Below are 19,913 nucleotides of genomic sequence, written 5' to 3'. Positions count from 1 at the left end.
AGTTTGGTCAAGCCCGGACGTACCGTCCGGTGAGTCGGGACTATCGCTATCCGGCGTTCAGACGAATCCCTGATCGACCAGAACGGACCCTTCGGGCGTCACAAGGTGGGCTTGGCCCGACCTCTCAACGAAGCCGCACCAGCTCTTGACCTCAAGACCGCCCCGTTGCAGCTCGATGTGGAACCCGTACTTGGCGGGCATGGGAAACCAGACTCGCTGACCGGGAAGCTCCTGGAGGATCTCGACCGGCGGGTAGCGCAGCACCTTTCGCAAGTCGCCCTCGTACACGCGCCCTTTAATGCGGCCGTCGATAAGCTTGGCGAGCCGTGCGTCGAGCGCTCGGACCTGCTTATCGGTCAGCGACGACCGTGGCGGTTGCAGCAGTCCCCTCAAATTCGTCGTCCGGTTGCGCGCGACTGCCACATCGAAAGGCGTTCGCCCCTTCGCGTCTCGAAGGGACCGCAAGGCACCCCGTTCGAGGAGTTCCTCGACCACATCGGTGGGTGCGCCGTGCCATGCCGCTTGGTGCAGGACTGTGAACCAGCTGGGTCCTCCCGGGCGCCACTGGTTGATGACCAACCAGCTCCACTCACTGTCGAGCACCTTCATCACCTCGGGCCAGTTGCCGACTTTCGCAGCGTCGGCCAGTCGATGGCCCGCCTTGACCAAGTCGTCGGCCATGACGTTGGTGTCCAACACGCCCTGCCACACTCGCGCGCCCTGAATAATCTCGGAATAAGCGTCCATGGGGTCCTCCTCTCTCATGCCTCACTGCGGAGGCCCTCTCGCCGACGTCGTCTAACGTCGGCCGCTTCGTCATCCGAGCCACCCACGAGGGTTGGCGAACCGTCTAGTCGGAACTTGCCGACGGCGTCTCACGCAGCAGGGCCATTCTAAAGCGGAGCACTGACAAGCTGGTGTCAATGAAAAGACGGCTTCTCTTGCAACCACTTTCAACAGCATTACTGCTCTGTTGCAGTTGGTCCTGTTGTGACACAGTACTCTGCTGCAATTGTTTCTGCAACAGCGACCTGTATGCTGTGTCTATGCAGCACATGGACGGGCGCTCTCATGAAGATGACGACCAGTTGGGCGGCACGTTCGCCGAGCGGGCGAAAACTGCCCGGCTAAGGGCCGATCTAACCCAGCAGCAGCTGTCGGACCGGCTCAGCGAGGCGGGGGTCAAGCTCGACACGTCGGCGATCACCCGGATCGAGGCCGGCCAGCGAGAGCCGAGGCTCGGCGAAGCTCTCGCGATCGCGCAGGTGCTGGGATTCAACCTGAACAACCTCGCGCCGCGGGCAAACCTTGACTTCTATATTGGCGACGTCAACAGGTTGATGAACGAGAGCCGAGCGGCCCTGGTCAGGATGATCCGCTCGGTCGACCCCGTTGTCGACTTCGTCCGCCGTAATCCTGACTGTTTGGGCGACCATCGCCTCGAGGACCGTTTCCGTGACATGATCGACCGCTTTGTCGAGGACGTCTCGTTCGAGAACCAAGCCGTCACCCGGAACCGGTCCGACGAAAAATTGAAGCGCCAACTGCTGCGCGCGGTGAGCGAAGACATCCTGGTCAAGGCCGACGACATACCTCCCGCGCACGAGCGGTGGTTCAAGGACGACATCAGCGTGACAGGTTCGAGCACGGGCGGATGGCTCCCGGTACAACCGGCCGTCCACCCTGATGAGTGGCAACGCTACTTCAATCAGCTACGCGCCTACGTCAACAAGCATGGTGCCGCTCGGGTTCCGCGCGCATACATAACCCCGGATGGTGACGGACTCGGCGCATGGGTTGCCGAACAGCGCCAACTCTTCGCACGCGACCTGCTCGATCCGAAGAAGGCGGCTCGGCTGGAGAAGTTGCCCGGTTGGAGTTGGGCTCGGAACACCCGCTCCAAGACAAGAACTAGGACGGCAGGCCCTGCCTGAGTGCGCGCCGGTGGTGGCGCTAGGCCCAGGCAATGTCCAACCGGTGAGCGAGATCCGGTCCCCCGACCTTGCGGATGAACGCCGGATCACCGCACACCACGAGTTGGTCGCGGGCGCGGGAGAGACCGACGTAGAGCCTCTCGCGGGAGCGCTCGAACGCGGACACCTCGTTCACCACCAGCACGACAGCGCGGCGTTCGAGTCCCTTGAACCCGAGGACGTGGCCGTAGAAGACTTGCTCGGCGTCCCAGAAGCTGTCCCAGTAGGCGGCGTTGCCGGCAGCTTGGCGTTCCTTCTGTTCGGGATGGCGACTGCCGGTGGTCAGTAGGGCGACGTCTTCGGGGCGCCACCCCTGCTCAAGTAGCAACTCGACCTCGTCGTCGCCGACGTTCATCGCGTCTTCCTGCGAACACGGCACGAACTTGACGGCCGGCCCGTCTCCGCCCAGAAAACGCATCGGATGATCAACCAACGGCTGAAACGCCGTCGCGATCTGTCGAGTGTTGCGCAGATTGTGGTCGAGAAGCAGCGGCACCAGCGGCACCGGTGGCGAACCGAACCGGTTGAATACACGCTGCCCTTCGTCGGTGAAGATGTAAAGGCCTCCGGTTTCCTCGTCGGCGAGGGCGGCCAGCAGCGGATCCCACCATGCATCGGCGAAGTCCTGGGCTTCGTCGACGACGATCGAGTCGAACCGGTGGCCGGGCTCGAGTTGCGTTGCCAAATCGGTCATTTGGTGCGGCAGCTCATGCTCCCAGAACCGCACCGTCTCGTCTGTGCGTATCGATTCATCCGGTCCTTCGGGTGCGCCCCACTGGATACCGAGTGCGTGGAATTCGCCGACGTAAGCCGGTTGTTGCCGACGCTTCCAGGTGGCGGTGACACGCTCCAGGTAGGACGCCAATCCGTGGGAGTAGCACAGCAGGGCAACACGTTGTCCCTTTGCCGACAGACGGCGGGCTTGCTCCATCGCCAGAAACGTCTTGCCGCTGCCCGCTCCCCCGCGGATTTCGACCCGGTTGAGCAACTGGATCGCATCAAGGATGACGGCCTGGTGCTCGGTCAGCGCGTCCGCGGTGTCCTGATGAGCGAGGGCGCGGGCAACAACACTGCGCTGCGGTAAACCCCTGCCACTCAATGCTTCTGCGAGTTGCGCGATGCCCTGAGCCGTTAGCAAGGGCCGGTCAAGTTCTTGGCGGATGAGGACGGATTTCAGCTTGTCGACAAGCTGCCGGAGGTCGGTGCGGTCGATGACCTTCCAGCGCGGACAGTCGGGTAACGCGAAGTCGTCGGCGATGTCGACATTCGGCAGGACAATCATGTGATCCCAGCGCAACCGGCCCTGGGTCCAGCGGTCATCGCTCTCGACGAATTCGCGCAGGGCATAGCAGGATTCGCGTGCCTGCCGGACAGGATCAATCTCGTGGTCGTGACCCCGACTCCCCTGCCGCCAGGTCTTGCCGTCGTGCCAGACCTCACCGCCCTTGACCTCCAGACACACAATGCCGGCGCCCTCGATTGCGACGACGAAGTCCACCTCGTGGTCTTTCAGGTGGTCGGTGACCCGCTGGCCTGGGATGATCAGATCGTCCGGTTGGAGCTGCTCCTGAAGGGTTCGGTACACCTTGCGTTCGGCTTCGTTGCCAAGGCGAGGGGTTTCGCTCGAAGGGATCATCGGTCCTGCACCCCTGTCGTTCATTCGCCGCGGTCGTGGGGTGCTTGGTCACTGCCGCTCGTCGCGCTCAGAATCTCAGCTAATTCCATTGCACGATTGAATTACGCCGCGGTGACAAATCTGGCAGACAGTCGATTCGAGATCGCGACCTGATCACCCAGCGCATCGGCGAGGGCGATTCAACATCGCGCTCCGACAACCCGCACGCGAACGAGGCGATCACGATTCCAGCGTATTGGTCTTGGTGACATGTTTGCCAAACACCCGCGCAGCGATCGCGGTAGCCAGTTCGTCGTGTCACTGGGCCTCTCGGGCATGGTTGGGTCCATGCGCAGTGTTCGAGCGGCCGGTGACAACGCGTCCATGGAGTGCTTCTTTGCCCTGCTGCAGAACAACGACTTAGACCGCCGCCGATGGGAACCCGTGAAAAATCTTTGTCGCTATCTTCACCTAAATCGAGCGCACCTCCACGGCGACGTCGTCAGATTGGCCTCGGACGATTGACCACAGTCGAATTGGAGGCAATCATGGCCACACCGGCAGGTCATGTCGCGTAACCGTAATCGTCACCCGATCGTGCAGCAGACCCGTTCGCCCATCTGCCGGAGGCAGGTACGACTTGTCGTACACCGCTGCTATACACATTGGCCAGACGAGAAGGGATGGCGCAAGCAATGACTTATGAAACCGCCTTTGACGATGTATCCCCCCGAACGTGGGCAGACGCATTCCCATGGCTTGCAGGCGCCGTTGGGGGTAGCGGCGTGGACTGGTTGAAAGATTCAATCCAGGACACCGATCCGATTACGCATGAAGCGCGGCTCGCGACGATCTCGGCGCTTGCGATGGAGCGGTTGACGCGCTGGACTATCGGTCAGATCTTTCCGGGGCTACCCCCTGACATTAACTTGCTGCATCTAGACCTGCCGATGCGAGCAAGAAATGCGCTAGCAAAGTTTGGGCGTGCGGATCTAAATACGCTGACGGCAACCACGCTAGAGGAGATGCTCGACTGGAGCCAAGTCGGCGTGGGAACCGTTGATGCGATTCTGCGGGCGCTAGCAGATGTGTCCACTTACACAGCGACCCCCACCGTATCGGCTCCGTTCTCTATCACCCGACTCGGGGCAGCCAAATCCTCATTGGAGCGCCCAGCTCGAGCCGGCTGGATTGATGCCGTGCTCGAGGACTTGACCAAGATCGCAGTCTGGTATCGGACTGTGGGCTCTCCCGACAAGCCCCTGATCGGTTGCCCTGTTCCCTCGGGAACTCCCGACGAGATACTAAAAGCAAGGCAGCGGTTGGAAGCGCTGACCGCCGGCGACGTATTGAGTGAACAGGATCTTGAACTAGACGTCGCAGGACTATTCGACGATGCGTTGGCTCGCCTCGATCCGCGGGCAGTTGATGTCCTCCGTGCACGACTCTTCGCCGACGAGCCGGCGACGCTCGACCAACTCGGGAAAGGACACGACGTAACCCGAGAAAGAATCCGCCAGATCGAGGGAAAAGCCCGCGGCACCTTGCTGAGCGTAATCTCTGAGCAAGGCCCCTTGGCAATGGTCGCCACGAGCGCTCGCGATCTTATCGGCACCATCCGACCACTCGACGACTTAATCGAACTTATTCCGGCGCTCGGCAAGGAAGTCAAACGCGTCGGCCAACCTGCTTGGCGAGTGCTAGACCGACTCGATGACGCTTACGAGATCGAAGACGGATGGTGCGTAGTCCCAACGATGACAGCCGCGCGATCAATCACTCAGGCTCAGTTAGATGAAAGGACAGACAACTACGGTGTTATACGGCTCGACGAACTCGACCTAATTAATTCGAGTCGGCCCGAGCGGCGCCCAGACTTGACTGCGTCATGGCTAGTTCACTGCGGTTACGTAATACATGGCGAGTTTGTCCTGACCCGCACATCTTCTGTCAGTGATTACGCCGCAGCAATTCTTCTGCTTGAAGGCTCGCCGCTCAGCTCTCAAGAGATTGTCGATCGCTTCGTGTGGGAACGCAATGCCCGCTCCCTCGCGAACGCCCTGAGCTCGGACAGCCGATTCGAACGTGTTGATCGTGATCGCTGGGCGCTGAAGGAGTGGGGATTAGAAGCTTATACCGGTATCAGGTCAATAATCCGCGAACTCGTCGCACGGGAAGGTGGACGTGCGCGGCTGGACAAAGTGGTCGAGTACATCACAGCTAGGTACAGCGTTAGCGCCAATAGCGTCATCTCTTACGCTGCTGCCGCACCTTTTACGACAAAAGATGGCGTGGTTCAGTTAGGCGCGGAGCGAACGGCGCGCAAGACTCCGCGCGAAACCCGGCGGTTGTTCCGTCGACCGGACGGGTGGGTCTACCGCGTACGCATTACAACTGATCATCTGCGGGGCAGCGGGTCCGTGGCACCGATGGCGATCGCAAAGATCGTCAATCTAAGCGAGGGCAAGGCGATTCAACTGAAGTCCCGGCTGGGCCCGCAAACCATCGCGTGGACCGGAATACAACCGTCCTTCGGAACGATCCGCCGGTTCCTCATTGAGGAGGACGTGGCCGCCGGTAGCGAAGCATTTCTCGTTATCCGCGACGATAGTACGTTCGACTTCGAGCAAGTTCGGAAGTCAACTAACGACCCCGTTTCCGACGCCCTCTCGCTGATAGGAGCAATGCCGACGTCAGATGCCAAAGAGGCCCGAGTTTCGTTGGCGACTGCAATTGGGCTGCCTGAGGACGCACCCGTCGCCAGCATTATCGGCGACTACCGCGCTCGCGGCGATGACGATGTCGCTGACCTTATATTCGCAGCACGGGAATTTCTTGAAACAGGCCATACGCGAGCCGAGCACACACATGATGCAGACATAGATGAGATCTTGGACCTTTTATGATTGACACTATGCATGGGCTGCGGTCTCTAAAACTAAGCGATCGTTACCGCAGCGATCGGGAAGATGTGGTCAAGAATTTTTTCTTGCCCGCATTCTCTGTTTCATCGTCTTACAGCCGCGCAGTCGGCTACTTTACTTCAACTAGCCTGGCGCTCTACGCACGCGGGATTGAGATCTTCGCCAGTCGCGGCGGGTCGATGCGGCTCATTGCCTCTCCGCATCTCACCGAAGATGACATCATCGACATAAACCGCGGTTATGACATACGTGCCGTGGTTGAGCGGGCCACACTACGCGAACTTCATGACGAACAGCCTAATGTTGTGCTTGACGGCCTCGGCGTAGTGGGACGTTTAATCGCCGAAGGGCGGCTCGACATTAAACTCGCGTTCGTCGAACAAGACAATTGCGTCGGCATTTATCACGAAAAGATCGGCATCTTTCGTGATGAGGCTGGGGACTTGGTGGGGTTTACGGGTAGTAGCAACGAGACCTACGGCGGGCTCATGGCCAATTTTGAGTCGGTTGAGGTCTACCGTGGGTGGATTTCGGGAGACGGCGCGCGGGCATTGCGGTTAGAGGCGGATTTCAGCGCCTTGTGGTCAAATCAGACACCACACTTGAGCGTGGAACGATTCCCCGCGGTCGCACGCGAGCGACTAATCATGCTCGGAAAAACCCGCCGGCATTGTCCTGTGCCGGCTACCGACAACGCTTTGATTCCGGCGCCGGTAGAAGTTAGCGAGCCACCGCGACTGAAGATCCCAGATGGCTTGCAGGTGCGCGGATACCAACGGGACGCCGTGATGGCCTGGCTAGCCCAGAGAGGGTGCGGCATCCTTAAGATGGCCACCGGCACTGGCAAAACCAAGACGGCAATGGTGGCGGCAACCAAACTGGGCGACATGTTGCGCCAAAATGAACAGCCGCTAGTATTGCTGGTTCTAGCTCCGCTAATTCACCTAGTAGACCAATGGATCACTGAGATTGAAGACTTCGGGGTTCGGCCTGTGGCGGTCTACGAGTCGAGTCAAAAGTGGCTTCCGGTGGTCGAAGAGCAACTCGCAGCAACACGTATGGGTCAGCGTCCCGTAATGGCTATGGTTGCGACGAACGATTCGTTTGCCAGCCAACGGTTCCAGTCCTTCTTATCACGGATTACATTGCCGCTACTGGTAATTGCCGACGAGGCGCACAACCTCGGTTCGAAGGTTTTTCGTTCAGCGCTACCTCAGAACGCCACCTACCGCCTCGGTTTATCCGCGACACCAGAGCGTTGGTTCGATGACGAGGGGACGGATGCTCTCACTGAGTACTTCGGGCCAGTCTGTTGCGAGCTCGGGCTTGGGGACGCGATCAAGATAGGGGCGCTCACCCCGTACCACTACCTTCCTCGGCTCATTGAGTTGGACGATGCTGAGACCAATCTCTATGTGCAACTCTCGGCACAGATCGCGCAATGCGTCGCATCTGGCGACGACTTGAAGTATGCGAGCCCGGATTCGCCCCTTGGATTTTTGCTTCGTCAGCGAGCGGGCGTCCTCGGTCACGCCCGAGGCAAACTTCCCGCACTTCGCGCTGATCTACAGTCCCGCCGGGACTTGTGGTTCCAGCTAATCTATTGCGCTGAAGGCCGGTGCCCGTCGGAGCCTGGCGATGCTCCTGGACCGAGACAAATCGACGAGGTGATGCACCTCGTTGGGAATGCACTCAAATTATCGGGACACACTTACGTATCCGAAACGCCACGTACTCAACGGAGGGCGCTCCTCCGACGTTTCGGTACAGGAAATGACTTGCGCATACTGGTAGCAATGCGTTGCCTGGACGAAGGGGTTGACATTCCGGATGCGCGTGTCGGTTACCTGCTAGCAAGCAGTAGCAATCCGAGACAGTTCATCCAGCGTCGCGGGCGCCTCTTGCGACGCGCGCCGGGGAAACAACGGGCAGAGATTTTGGACTACCTTGCCGTACCGAATGCCGAGGCAACGATTAACTTCAACATCGAACGCGCTCTCCTCGTCCGGGAGTTGGAGAGGGCCAACGAGTTCGGGAAATTGTCAGAAAACTATGAGACGACATTGCAAGTTTTGCGCCCCCTAAAACAGCGCTACCAACTTATGGACATGTAAAACAGCTTAATGCAAGAATCCGAAGCCGAAGGAATCGAGAATGACAGAAGTGCGAACCGAAAGACAAGTATTAGAAAGTCTTAGCACCGAGCAGTTAGCATTGCTTAAACGTGTTCTTGAGATCGAACGAGCAAAGCTCCATATCGCCGCCTACGACGCGACTGACGACTTGCTGGCAGCGGTGAAGGAGATTATCCCGTGAAACTACAGTCAATCACCATGACAAACTTCCGTCAGTTTAGGGGGACGCAGACTCTCGAGTTGACTTCGGATGCCATGAGGCCAGTCACGCTGGTTTTCGGAGCGAATGGTGCAGGTAAGACAACACTGCTCAATGCCTTCACCTGGGGTCTCTACGGCAATATGTCCGAGGACGTCGAGCAGCAACAGCGTATGGTCACGGACAGCGTGTGGCGAGAACTCCCGATCGGCGACTCGATTGAGGTCGCCGTAGAAATCCGCTTCGATCATGAAGGACGGGACTATCGGCTACGTCGAAGTGCCCACCTCCGCAAGGAATCTGACCATCAAGGCCCAGTATCGCCCACACTGGAGCTATGGACTACGCGTCCAGATGGCTCGTCTGAGGTGAGTCACGCTCCTCAGGAAACCATCCTTAGCATTCTTCCGGTCGGCGTAAGTAGGTTCTTTTTCTTCAACGGCGAACGGATTGAAAACCTCGTCAAGAAGGGCGCCTACGCTGAGGTGCAGAAAGACATTAAAGTCCTACTTGATCTGGAGCAGGTAGAACGCGCAATCGTGCATCTACCAAAAGTGAACCGCAAGCTCACTGATGAACTGAAAAAGCACGGCGGTGCGACCGCTAGCGCAATTCAGGATGCCATCGACTCGCTGACAGATAGGGAAACGAAGGCCAAGGATGACTTGAAGGTCATTGAGGGCGAAATTGCGATACTGACTGAAGAGCGTGACGCCATTATGGAGTTGCTACGACAGCACGCTGAAGCGGCGCCGATCCAGGCTGAACGTGACTCCGTCTCGACTGAGCTTGAGGAAGCGCGCAAAGCTCGGGACGCAGCGTTGACAGAGCGCGCGTTGTTGGTGGCGACGAAAGGATTCCAGGCATTCACGGAGTCCCTGGGCGAAAAGACGGCAGCGATGGCCGACAACCTGTATCAAAAAGGGGCGTTGCCTGCCCCTCTCAAGCGAGAGTTCGTTGACCAGTTGCTTGAAGAGGGCTCGTGCATCTGTGGAACCCCTCTTGTTGAGCACAGCACGCCATGGAGTCACGTCAGGGAGTGGCGGCAACGGGCTGGGTTGCAGGCCGTCGAGACCGCCTGGCAACAACTAAGCGGCCAGATTGCACCACTAGCGGACGCACGCGCAAATCTGCGGGATGCGCTCAGCGCATTGCTAAATCGTATTCAGGTTGAGCGTGAACGAGTATCACGCCTGGAGGCGCGCAAATCGGAACTCGACGGCAAGCTCAAAGCCAGCCGATTGGAGGGCATTCAGGAGTTAGAAAACAAACGAATTGATTTGGAAGGCCGCATCGCTGTCAAAAACCAACGCAAGGGTTCAATTCAGGCAGAGCTGGACGCAATTGCAAGAGAAATCGAGCAGAAAACTAAAGAACGTTCGCGGGCACAGGTAACCGACGAGTTGGCACAAAAGGCTCGATCACGATCCGATCTAGTGCAGTCCGTGAAAAAGGCGCTCGAAGAAATACTTGCCTTCCGAGAGGAAGACATGCGGCGACGTCTCGACGCCGAAGTCAAGGAAGTATTTAAAGGAATCACCTTCAAACCATACGTTCCCACGCTTAACGAGGGATTCGAGCTGACCCTTCACCAGAACGTTAATGGCGTCGAGTTGCCTGTTCCGAAGTCCACTGGCGAGAACCAAATACTGAGCCTAAGCTTCGTAGCAGCTGTTTCAAAGCTAGCTCGGGAAATCCGAAAAGTCGGCCGGGCGGAAGGTACGCCGGCTATCGATGCAGGAACCTTCCCGATAGTGATGGACGCTGCTTTTGGCTCCTTAGATCAGGACTACCAAGAAGCTGTTTCGCGGGCACTGGCGAGGATGGCGCCGCAGCTGGTAGTTCTAGTTAGCAAGAGCCAAGGCCTCGGTAAAGTGGTAACAGAACTACTTCCTTACGTCAGTCATCTCGGCGTGATTGAGGCGCACACGACTGCACAGGGAAATGTTGCCGAGGACATCGAGCTGGAAGGGATGTCGTATCCGTACATTCGGTCAGACACGTCTGATCATTCCGAATTGAAGGTAATTAAATGACCACCGTACATGGTGAGGTTCGTGCCCGTCGACCGCAGCAGCACGAGGCGCTCATGCAAGAGATGCAAAACGAAGCAAAGTTTCCCACGTACCGCGATATCCTCTTGTTTGCTGCAGCTGTGGGGTTTCATCAGCAGCGCCGAGTTCCGTTCAGCAGCAGTTCGGGCGATCCGATTCGATATGAGGTGCTTACCTATCCCGGGTTCAGCGATACGCTTATCAACATGATTGCCGCGAACACGATTTCAGACGATCCTGAAATCATGGATGCTTCCCGCTTGGAAGAACGAATCAGGATCTTCGAAGAATACGCAAATGGCGGACTCGAATACATCCAAGAGCAGGTCAACGTCAGGCACCAGCCGGTCGACCTTATCGTTGTAGATCTGGTAACAGACGCATTGGCTGAAGGCGGCGGGGCGCGACCTCTGTCAGTAGACGAACTCTTGGGCGGCGTTACATGGGCCTAACGGTTTCTGCAACTTCGTCCTGGCCAAGCAACTCCTCCATACTCGTTTCGCTCGTGCCTGCACTCTCATCCAGCTTCTCGGGTTCGGGTCTTTTGATCCCCCGCTTGGTCGGTTGAAGCGGTCCCTCCCGTGCTGCCGTCAACCGCCTAGGGGCGCGCTAGCCGTCCTAACGTCTCAGCGATAGCCGTCCAGTCGTCCACAACCGTAAGGTGAGACCACGACATTCGCAGCGCGCCTTCGATTTGCTCGGAAGGTAGTCCAGCTGCAACTAGCACGTGACTTGGTTCGTAACTCTGTGAAGTGCAAGCTGATCCATTCGAAACTGCAGCGAGGTTTTTCAAAGCAACAATGGCGGCCTCTGAATCGACCCCAGGCACAGAAAAGTTGATCGTGTGTTCAATCGTCCTGTCTGGATCTCCGTTGATTCCGATCCCCAGAGGCAACAGCGACGCTAACGCCTCACGCTTAATCGCTGCGCACTTGGCGGCCCTTTGCTCATGATTTTGAAGGGCAAGGGACGCCGCTAAGCCAAACCCCGCAATAAGGGCCACCGGTAGGGTGCCAGGTCTCAGCCCGCGCTCCTGCCCGCCGCCATACTGAAGGGGTTCGAGCGGAAGTCGACTGAAACGGCGCCGACGCGTCATCAATGCACCAATCCCCTTGGGCCCATAGATCTTGTGGCCCGAGATCGACATCAGATCTATGCGCTTCAAGCGCAGGGGGGCGATGATTTTACCGAATGCTTGCGCAGCGTCTACATGAAAGAATGCCTCATGCTCTTTGAGGGCATCGGCAATCTCAGCGATGGGCTGCACAACCCCCGTCTCGTTGTTCACGGCCATGGTTGAAACAAGAAGCGTGTCGGCGCGTAGAGCCGCTTGTACCTCGTCGGGATCAACCCACCCGCCCGGCGTCGGACGAATCAAAGTCACGTCGAATCCGCGCCTTGACAGCTCGTCGAGCGGGCCCAACACGGATTTGTGCTCGATCTGGGTCGAAACGATGTGTAAACGCCCAGTCCGAACCCCATGTGAAGCCAGACCGAGGATCGCCAGGTTATTGCTCTCTGTGGCGCCGCTGGTGAAGACTACCTCGTCCGCGCACGCATCGACGACGGATGCGATATCCGCTCGGGCAGCATTCACGCGATTCTTTGCAGCCTGACCGTAGTGATGGGTGCGGCTCCCAGCATTGCCGAACTCCTCGACAGTCCATCTGACGATCTCTTCCATCACCGCCGGCTCGACTGGCGTCGTCGCATTGCAATCGAGGTACACCGGTCGTTGGAGTTTTTGGGCATCGCTTCCACCGGGCGTGTCGGTGGTGGCAGTTACGGTCATGGCAGCAATCGTACGTGTAGGTTCAGACATCAGTACGGATCAACACGTCCATCAGTACGGACCAAAGGATACGTACATCCGCCATGGGAGGCATGCATGACCACGTTAGAGCAGCGCCGCGCGAGCGACGAGGCGACAAGCAAGAAATCCGCGGGCTTCGAGTACAACTTCCCCGCGATTCGCGGCGTCCAGGCCGGCCGCGAGTATTACGTGACGATGTGTCCGCTACGTCTCATCCCGAAGCTGTTCTCCTTCGACGAGGAGGAGGTGCCGGCCGAGATGCGCGCACAGCGCACCCTTAACAAGGCCCGCATACCCGAGATATCGCGGTATATCGTCGAAAATCCTGATAGCTATATCTTTTCGGCGTTGACTGCGTCTATCAACGCGGACGTGCAGTTCGAACCGATCGATGGCGCAGCCACTGCCGGCGAGCGCGTCGGGATGCTATCGATCCCTATGTCTGCTCGCTTCATTATCAACGATGGGCAGCACCGTAGAGCGGCGATCCAGCAAGCGCTGGTCGAGAACCCCGACCTTGGGGACGAGAGCATCGCTATCGTTCTTTTCCTCGATGTCGGGCTAAAACGCTGCCAACAGATGTTCGCCGACCTCAACCGCCACGCAATCAGACCTTCTAAGTCGATCGGTGTGCTGTATGACAACCGCGACGAACTGTCAGTAATCACAAAGCTTATCGTGACCCGCTCTCCCTTCTTCAGCGACTTGACCGAAACTGAGACAAGCAACCTGTCTATTCGGTCACGGAAACTGTTCACACTATCCGCGCTCTACAGCGCCAACAAATCGCTCTTAGAAGGAATCGAGGTGGGTTCATTCGAGCGTCGCGTCGATTTGGCGGCCCGCTATTGGGCTGTCGTCGCCGACCAGTTTCCCGAGTGGCACCAAGTCCGCAGACGTCAGGTGCACTCGAGTGAGATTCGGCGCGACTTCATTCATAGTCACGGCATCGTTCTCCAATCTCTGGGCAAGATCGGCAACGCCCTGATTCGCAAGTCCAACAGTGAAACGGATTGGGTGGCAGTTCTTTCGAAGCTAGGGGAGATCGATTGGCACCGATCCAACGCGTCGGTTTGGGAGGGCCGCGCCACTATCGGCGGCAAGGTAAGTAAAGGCGCCTCCAACATCCTGCTGACTGCAGGCCACATCCGAGCCGCGCTTGGATTGGAATTGCCGCCTGACGAGCAGCAGGCTGAGCGCGAATTCACTAGGAGAGACAAATGAAACGCGAACTACCGATCATGCCGCGGAATCGGTCCGCTTTCGACCGTCTCGGCTATGTGGCAACAATCGACGCAGTTCTCAAACAGACGCAAGAGCTATATCTCGCGGACGCGGTGCCATGGGTCGTCGGATACTCGGGTGGAAAGGATTCCACCGCCGTGCTCCAGCTCGTGTGGTTGGCGCTTGCAGCCCTTACACCCACCCAACGAACGAAGCCGGTGCACGTCATTAGCACCGACACGCTGGTCGAGAATCCTGTTGTCGCCTCATGGGTTACCCATTCCCTGGAGGTGCTATCGAAACAGGCTGAAACACAGTGGCTTCCGATCAAGCCCCATCGATTGACTCCCGCGGTAACTGACACGTTCTGGGTCAATCTAATAGGTCGCGGTTATCCCGCTCCTCGCCCCAAATTCCGCTGGTGTACCGAACGGTTGAAGATCAAACCATCGAACACCTTTATCAGGAGCATGGTTCGCACGCACGGAGAAGCGATCCTCGTGCTGGGCACGCGGAAAGCCGAAAGCAGCGGTCGCTCTCATCGGATGACCGCACTCGAAGCTCGGCGGTCCCGAGATTTGTTGAGTCCCAATGAGTCCCTGCCCAATTGTCTGGTGTATTCCCCCGTCGAGAACTGGTCGAATGACGACGTGTGGACGTTCCTCATGCAGACTCCGAACCCATGGGGCTACTCAAACAAAGAGCTTTTGACCATGTACCAAGGAGCGTCACCAGACGGCGAGTGCCCGTTGGTCGTTGACTCAACGACTCCCAGTTGCGGCGACAGTCGCTTCGGTTGCTGGACGTGCACATTGGTCGACAAGGACAAGTCGATGTCCGCGATGATCCAGAACGACGATGAAAAGGAGTGGATGCTTCCGCTGCTCGAACTACGCAACGCACTGGATGTCGCGGACGACCGTCACCTTCGTGATTTCCGCCGTATGAACGGTTCAGTCCAGCTGTTCCACGACAAGCCCATACCTGGCCCATATACCCAGCAGTCGCGAGAGCAGTGGCTGAGGCAGCTTCTCGAGGCACAGACGTGGATCCGGGCCCATGGACCCGATTACGTTCGATCGCTCGAACTAATCACGCTGGCCGAGCTCGAAGAAATTCGCCGGCACTGGGTTGTAGAGAAGCATGAGTTCGAGGACAACCTTCCGAGGATATATGAGGCTGCTACTGGCGAGCGCTACCCCGGCCGTCCCCTAGATGAGCACCTTCCGCTGGGCGCGGACGTGGTCGAAGTCCTTTCCGAAGTCGTCGGCGATGACCGTTTACATTTCGAGCTCGTGCGCGAATTGCTCGACGTCGAACAGCGACATCGGTCGCGCGCACGTCGCGCCGGGCTCTTCGACTCCCTCGAGAAGGCGCTCCGTCGTGGGTTCTACGAGAATGAGGACGACGCGACTGAGCGGGCACTCAATCGCAAAGCGGCGCTTGAGAGAGTTGACAAACCAACACCCGATGAGCCCGATCCATTGGATGTCGCAGATGGATTCGTGCGGACTGCACAGGCGGGTGTCGAACGATGATCATCGACCAGCTCGTTCTGCACAACGTCGGCACATTCGCGGGCCGCCACACGATTGAGCTCACCCCACCATCGTCGAAGAAACCGATTGTGTTGATCGGTGGGCTAAATGGAGCTGGCAAGACCACGCTGCTCGAAGCAATTCATCTCGTGCTCTACGGACCGCTCGCCGGGATTGCGGCGAGAAGGTCCGGCAGCTACGAGGCTTACCTTCGCGGATTGATTCACCGGGGGGTGCCGGCAAGTGAGGGTGCTGCACTTGAGCTAACGTTCCACGCCCACCAAGAGGGAGTCGAAAAGGAATACTGGATAAGACGCAGTTGGCGGAGTATCGGGTCATCCATCCGTGAAATTCTTCTTGTCTCCGTCGACGGTAGACACGACGAAGCGTTGACCTCGACCTGGAGCGAGCACGTCGAAGCATTCCTTCCGCGTGGGATCGCTGGGCTCTTCTTTTTCGATGGCGAACAGATCGAAGCCCTTGCGGATCTTGAGCGCTCGCAGGAAGTGCTCTCGTCGGCGCTCGCATCTTTAATGGGCCTCGAACTCGTCGACCGACTCTCGACTGACCTCGCTGTCTTACGGAAGCGTCATCACAAGGCCCACGTATCTGACAAATCGCTTGCGATAGTGGACGAATGCAAGCAGAACGTTACCGTTAAGCGGCAGGAGGAGGAGGCAGCCGCTCAGCAGGCCGCTGGGCTGCGTGTCAGTGTCGAGCGCGCGGAAAACACCCTGCACGAAATCAATGAGCGTTTCCGTGCAGCAGGTGGTGAGCTCGTCGAACAACGCGAATCGGCCGAGCAGAGGGCTAGTACCTTACGCAGCGAGCTTTCCCGCATCGAAGATGCGATTCGACATGAAATGGCCGAAGCAGCTCCCCTGCTTCTCGTTTCAGAGTTGCTGCAGGATATGTCGACCCAAGTCGAAGCGGAATCTGAGGCACGGCAATACCGGGCGGTCAGCAATATCCTCGCCAGTCGAGACGCCGATGTCGTGACCTTCCTGGCAAAAGCGAAGGTCGCGTCCGCAGTTCGACGTCAAGTCGAAGAGTTCTTAACCACGGATAGGGAGGCGCGAACGATCGCATCCTCCACCCGTGAAATCGTCGGTATCACCGACGCCGCAGCATTACGTCACCTCATCTCGTCGACATTGCCCAGTGCCGATAAGCGCCTGCGTGAGTTGATCGAGATGCGTACCGACACAAGCGGAAAGCTCGACCAAGCAGAACGTGTGTTGGTCGCAATCCCTGATGACGAAGCAATCGGATCACTGTTACGCGAACGCAGCGATGCCGCGGACGAGGTGGAGCGACGCCGCACGGCACTGCTTGTCTCCGAGGAACGACTGAACCTTGCCCGTCAGGAACGGGCACGGGCTGACGCAGCGTATGAATCGGCTCTTGAGAAAGCGGCGCAAGCGTCGCTCCAGGCAGACGACGAACGACGACTAGTCGAACACGTTGACAGAGTGCGAGCAACGCTGACGGATCTCAGGCTGGCGGCCAGTCAGCGCCATCTTCGAAGGATCTCTGAATACATACTCGATGCGCTTGGACGCCTCCTCCGCAAAGAGAACCTCATCACGCAGGTGGATGTCGATCCGGAGACAAACATCGTCCAACTGTCGGGCCAGGATGGACTCCCGCTACCAGCAAGTGATTTGTCAGCAGGCGAGCGTCAGCTGCTTGCTGTAGCGCTGCTGTGGGGACTTGCTCGCGCTGCAGGACAACCTCTCCCCGTGGTGATCGATACCCCGCTTGGTCGACTCGATGGCTCTCACCGACAACATCTACTAGAGCGCTACTTTCCGTACGCAAGCCATCAGGTTCTGTTGTTGTCCACGGATACCGAGATCGATGATGAAGCGTACGCCCGCATAGCGAAGCACGTCGGTCGCGAGTACCGACTGGTCTTCAACCAATCAACCAACTCGACCTCTGTGGTCAACGGATATTTTTGGGGATAGTCATGGCAATCGAGAATATTCGGCTCTCCCAAACAGCACGCGATCAGCTCGTCACACTGAAACGTCGCACGGGGATACTCAACTGGAACATCCTCTGCCGCTGGGCGTTATGCCGCTCGTTGGCCGAGCCAGCTCCGCCACCCACCGTCCAACTAACTCTCGACAGCAACGTCGAGATGTCGTGGCGCGTCTTCGCGGGCGAGCACGGTGACCTTTACTGGGGATTGGTGAGATACCGCTGCCACCTCGACGGCTTGTCACTCGACGACGAAACACTTGCCACTCAGTTCCGGTTACATCTTCACCGCGGCATCGGCTATCTCGTCGGTGATCCGCGAGTCACCGACGTCGCAGGACTTGCAGGTCTTGCGCTGGCGGGTGACCCCGCCGCATGAATGATCAAGTCGCCCGGCATAAGACCGCGATGAGCCGGGCGGCTTTATCCCGGCCAGTCGCCAGGGCTTTACGTGACGCAGTAGTCACGTCAACCACGTCAGTGTTCGATTACGGCTGCGGTAAGGGTGATGACATCCGAAACCTAACCGCTCTCGGCTACACCGTAGACGGTTGGGACCCCACCCACCGGCCCTCGGCTTCGGTTCAGTCCGCCGATGTCGTGAACCTCGGGTATGTCGTGAATGTGATTGAAGACCCCCGTGAACGCGCTGAAACCCTAAGAAGCGCATGGGCGCTAGCTGAGAAAGCTCTGGTCGTTTCCTCGCGTCTCACATGGGATGCGCGGAGTCTGACCGGACGTCCGCTCGGTGACGGTCTGGTCACGCGAACTGGGACGTTTCAAAAGCTTTACGAACAAGCAGAACTGGGCCGGTGGATCGAAGACACACTCGGCACCGAGGCGTATGCCGCAGCGCCGGGTGTTTATTACGTCTTTCGGGAAGCCGCCGATGCTCAAGCCTTCTTGGCTGAACGTGTGCACACCTACCGGCCACGTTTGCGTATTGATCCGCACGAACTCTTCCAGGCGAATGAGACCGTTCTTGAGCCCCTATTGTCCTTTATGAAGGTGCACGGACGAGCGCCACGTACCGGAGAGATCGGCCCGGAGTCGGAATCAGCCATCAAAGATGCCGTCGGCAGCATCGCGCGTGCCCAGCAGCTCATCCGCAAGGTTACTGATGACGATTACTGGAAGCAGGTAGCGATTCATCGACGGGCTGAACTCCTTGTCTACATTGCACTTTCGCGATTCAACGGCAGGCCACGCTTCAGCCAGCTGGGAACGACACTCGCAATCGATATCCGCACGCACTTCGGCAAGTACCAAGATGCGTGCATACAAGCGGACCGCATGTTGCTGGCGTGCGGCGACCCGGCGATAGTGCTCGTCAACGCGCGGTCGAGTTCTGTCGGCAAGCAGACCCCGAGCGCTCTCTATGTGCATCGGAGTGCTCTGGGGGAGCTTCCGCCAATCCTCCAGGTTTACGAGGGCTGCGCCCGCGCGCTGTCCGGCACGGTCGAGCACGCAAACCTGGTTAAGCTGTCAGTGACCGAGCCGCAGGTGTCGTATCTGACGTATCCCGAGTTCGACCGGAACGCACACCCGACGCTCGCATCCTCCGTAATTGTGAATCTTCGGAAGCTGACGGTGGACTGGCGGGACTACCGCCAATCCCCGAATCCGCCAGTGCTGCACCGCAAAGAAGAGTTTTTGGGCGCTGACGATGCACGACGCGACCTCTACAGCCGGCTCACACGATCCGAGATGCGCGCGGGACTGTATGCGCGACCTGAGCTCATCGGGACCATATGCGGCTGGAACACCGTTCTTGCGGAATCTAGTGTCGCGATCCGAGGTCATCGCGTTGTGCGGACCGATAGCTAAGCATAAGCAGAGGCTCACACCTTGAGGTGAGCCCGTCGTAGTGGTCCAGTCGTTGTGGGACTCTGTTGCCCGAGTGGAGGAATCGTCAATACCTGTGGATCGGGTGTTTCAGGCGACCTCCGTTTCGGTCGTGGTGGCGGCGTCGTCTGCCGGTTCGGGTGGGGTGATGTCGGTAGGACGTTCGAGTAGTTTGCCCTTATGGAAGACCGCTCCGGCACGGACCAGGGCGACCAGGTGGGGAGCGTTGACGGCGCGCCAACGAGCCTGAGCGGCGTCGATCAGCTTGTAAGCCATGGCGATTCCCCTCTCTGCCAACCTGAGTTGAGGCGCCCACCCCCTGACAATTAATGACTCGAGGGCGGGGATGGAGAGACTCCCTGAGATGACAAGCAAGGTGACGACGTTGGTCTGTGCGACCGGGATGGAACATCCTGGTCGGATGGCCGACGACGGAAAGCAACGTCCCGATCCCGAGGTGCCCGAACGTGCCCGGCGCCGGACATTCACCGCGAAGTACAAGCTGGAGGTGCTGGCCGCTTACGACGCGTCGCCTGATGGTGAGAAAGGCGCGGTGCTCCGCCGCGAGGGGCTGTATTCCAGCCACATTGTGGAGTGGCGACGAGCC

Annotated in this window: 14 protein-coding genes, 2 pseudogenes and 1 riboswitch; of the genes and pseudogenes, 12 read left to right on the top strand and 4 right to left on the bottom strand. The window is 58.5% G+C overall.

Annotated features, from left to right (window positions below):
* Nucleotides 1-57: 57 nt before the first annotated feature.
* Nucleotides 58-747: an ankyrin repeat domain-containing protein gene (locus tag BST27_RS12765; RefSeq protein WP_139805134.1), complete on the bottom strand. Its 690-nt coding sequence runs from the start codon at nt 745-747 to the stop codon at nt 58-60.
* Nucleotides 748-776: 29 nt separating this feature from the next.
* A riboswitch (SAM riboswitch) is annotated at nt 777-883 on the bottom strand.
* 163 nt (nt 884-1,046) lie between these two features.
* Here BST27_RS12765 and BST27_RS12760 point away from each other — a divergent pair.
* Nucleotides 1,047-1,934, top strand: coding sequence for a Helicase associated domain protein (locus BST27_RS12760; RefSeq protein WP_069420673.1), 888 nt, complete (start codon nt 1,047-1,049; stop codon nt 1,932-1,934).
* A gap of 19 nt (nt 1,935-1,953) precedes the next feature.
* Here the strand turns inward: BST27_RS12760 and BST27_RS12755 are convergent, their stop codons facing one another.
* Complete coding sequence (locus BST27_RS12755; RefSeq protein ID WP_069420674.1) at nt 1,954-3,609, bottom strand: NERD domain-containing protein; 1,656 nt, start codon at nt 3,607-3,609, stop codon at nt 1,954-1,956.
* Between the two features lie 764 nt (nt 3,610-4,373).
* Here BST27_RS12755 and BST27_RS12745 point away from each other — a divergent pair.
* Genes BST27_RS12745 through BST27_RS12730 form a run of 5 tightly spaced genes read left to right on the top strand, consistent with a single transcriptional unit; the run spans nt 4,374 to nt 11,352 of the window.
* Nucleotides 4,374-6,494, top strand: a complete 2,121-nt coding sequence (locus tag BST27_RS12745) for a sigma factor-like helix-turn-helix DNA-binding protein (protein WP_170062309.1) — start codon at nt 4,374-4,376, stop codon at nt 6,492-6,494.
* An 8-nt stretch (nt 6,495-6,502) separates the two neighbouring features.
* The gene (locus BST27_RS12740; RefSeq protein ID WP_069420677.1) at nt 6,503-8,626 is read left to right on the top strand and encodes a DEAD/DEAH box helicase family protein; all 2,124 of its coding nucleotides are present in this window, start codon (nt 6,503-6,505) and stop codon (nt 8,624-8,626) included.
* 40 nt (nt 8,627-8,666) lie between these two features.
* Nucleotides 8,667-8,828 (top strand): hypothetical protein, encoded by a 162-nt coding sequence (locus tag BST27_RS32400; protein ID WP_156789286.1) that lies wholly within the window; start codon nt 8,667-8,669, stop codon nt 8,826-8,828.
* A complete protein-coding gene (locus BST27_RS12735; protein WP_069420678.1) occupies nt 8,825-10,882 on the top strand; it encodes an AAA family ATPase in 2,058 nt (685 codons plus the stop codon). Before BST27_RS32400 ends, BST27_RS12735 begins: the two co-directional genes overlap by 4 nt.
* Nucleotides 10,879-11,352 (top strand): DNA phosphorothioation-associated protein 4, encoded by a 474-nt coding sequence (locus BST27_RS12730; protein ID WP_069420679.1) that lies wholly within the window; start codon nt 10,879-10,881, stop codon nt 11,350-11,352. Before BST27_RS12735 ends, BST27_RS12730 begins: the two co-directional genes overlap by 4 nt.
* Nucleotides 11,353-11,498: 146 nt before the next feature.
* On the opposite strand, the gene dndA is transcribed toward BST27_RS12730, so the two are convergent.
* Nucleotides 11,499-12,692 (bottom strand): cysteine desulfurase DndA, encoded by a 1,194-nt coding sequence (dndA, locus tag BST27_RS12725; protein WP_069420680.1) that lies wholly within the window; start codon nt 12,690-12,692, stop codon nt 11,499-11,501.
* A gap of 96 nt (nt 12,693-12,788) precedes the next feature.
* On the opposite strand from dndA, the gene dndB reads away from it, so the two are divergent.
* From dndB to BST27_RS12700, 5 genes are read left to right on the top strand one after another with little or no spacing between them, the layout of a single operon-like run.
* A complete protein-coding gene (gene dndB / locus BST27_RS12720) occupies nt 12,789-13,937 on the top strand; it encodes a DNA sulfur modification protein DndB (protein WP_069420681.1) in 1,149 nt (382 codons plus the stop codon).
* On the top strand, nt 13,934-15,475 hold the full coding sequence (dndC, locus tag BST27_RS12715; protein ID WP_069420682.1) for a DNA phosphorothioation system sulfurtransferase DndC: 1,542 nt from the start codon (nt 13,934-13,936) through the stop codon (nt 15,473-15,475). The genes dndB and dndC overlap by 4 nt, the downstream gene beginning before the upstream one ends.
* Nucleotides 15,472-17,445, top strand: a complete 1,974-nt coding sequence (dndD, locus tag BST27_RS12710; protein WP_069420683.1) for a DNA sulfur modification protein DndD — start codon at nt 15,472-15,474, stop codon at nt 17,443-17,445. Before dndC ends, dndD begins: the two co-directional genes overlap by 4 nt.
* Nucleotides 17,446-17,447: 2 nt before the next feature.
* On the top strand, nt 17,448-17,840 hold the full coding sequence (gene dndE / locus BST27_RS12705) for a DNA sulfur modification protein DndE (protein WP_069420684.1): 393 nt from the start codon (nt 17,448-17,450) through the stop codon (nt 17,838-17,840).
* Nucleotides 17,837-19,288: a DNA phosphorothioation-associated putative methyltransferase gene (locus BST27_RS12700; RefSeq protein WP_069420685.1), complete on the top strand. Its 1,452-nt coding sequence runs from the start codon at nt 17,837-17,839 to the stop codon at nt 19,286-19,288. The genes dndE and BST27_RS12700 overlap by 4 nt, the downstream gene beginning before the upstream one ends.
* 108 nt (nt 19,289-19,396) lie before the next feature.
* Here BST27_RS12700 and BST27_RS12695 read toward each other — a convergent pair.
* Nucleotides 19,397-19,591 (bottom strand): annotated as a pseudogene (locus BST27_RS12695) (IS256 family transposase); the annotation flags it as partial.
* A 118-nt stretch (nt 19,592-19,709) separates the two neighbouring features.
* Between BST27_RS12695 and BST27_RS12690 the strand changes: the two are divergent.
* Nucleotides 19,710-19,913 (top strand): annotated as a pseudogene (locus tag BST27_RS12690) (hypothetical protein); the annotation flags it as partial.

The organism is Mycobacterium intermedium, assembly GCF_002086275.1.
Classification (GTDB): Bacteria; Actinomycetota; Actinomycetes; order Mycobacteriales; family Mycobacteriaceae; genus Mycobacterium; species Mycobacterium intermedium.
This window is presented reverse-complemented; position numbering and strand designations above follow the sequence as displayed.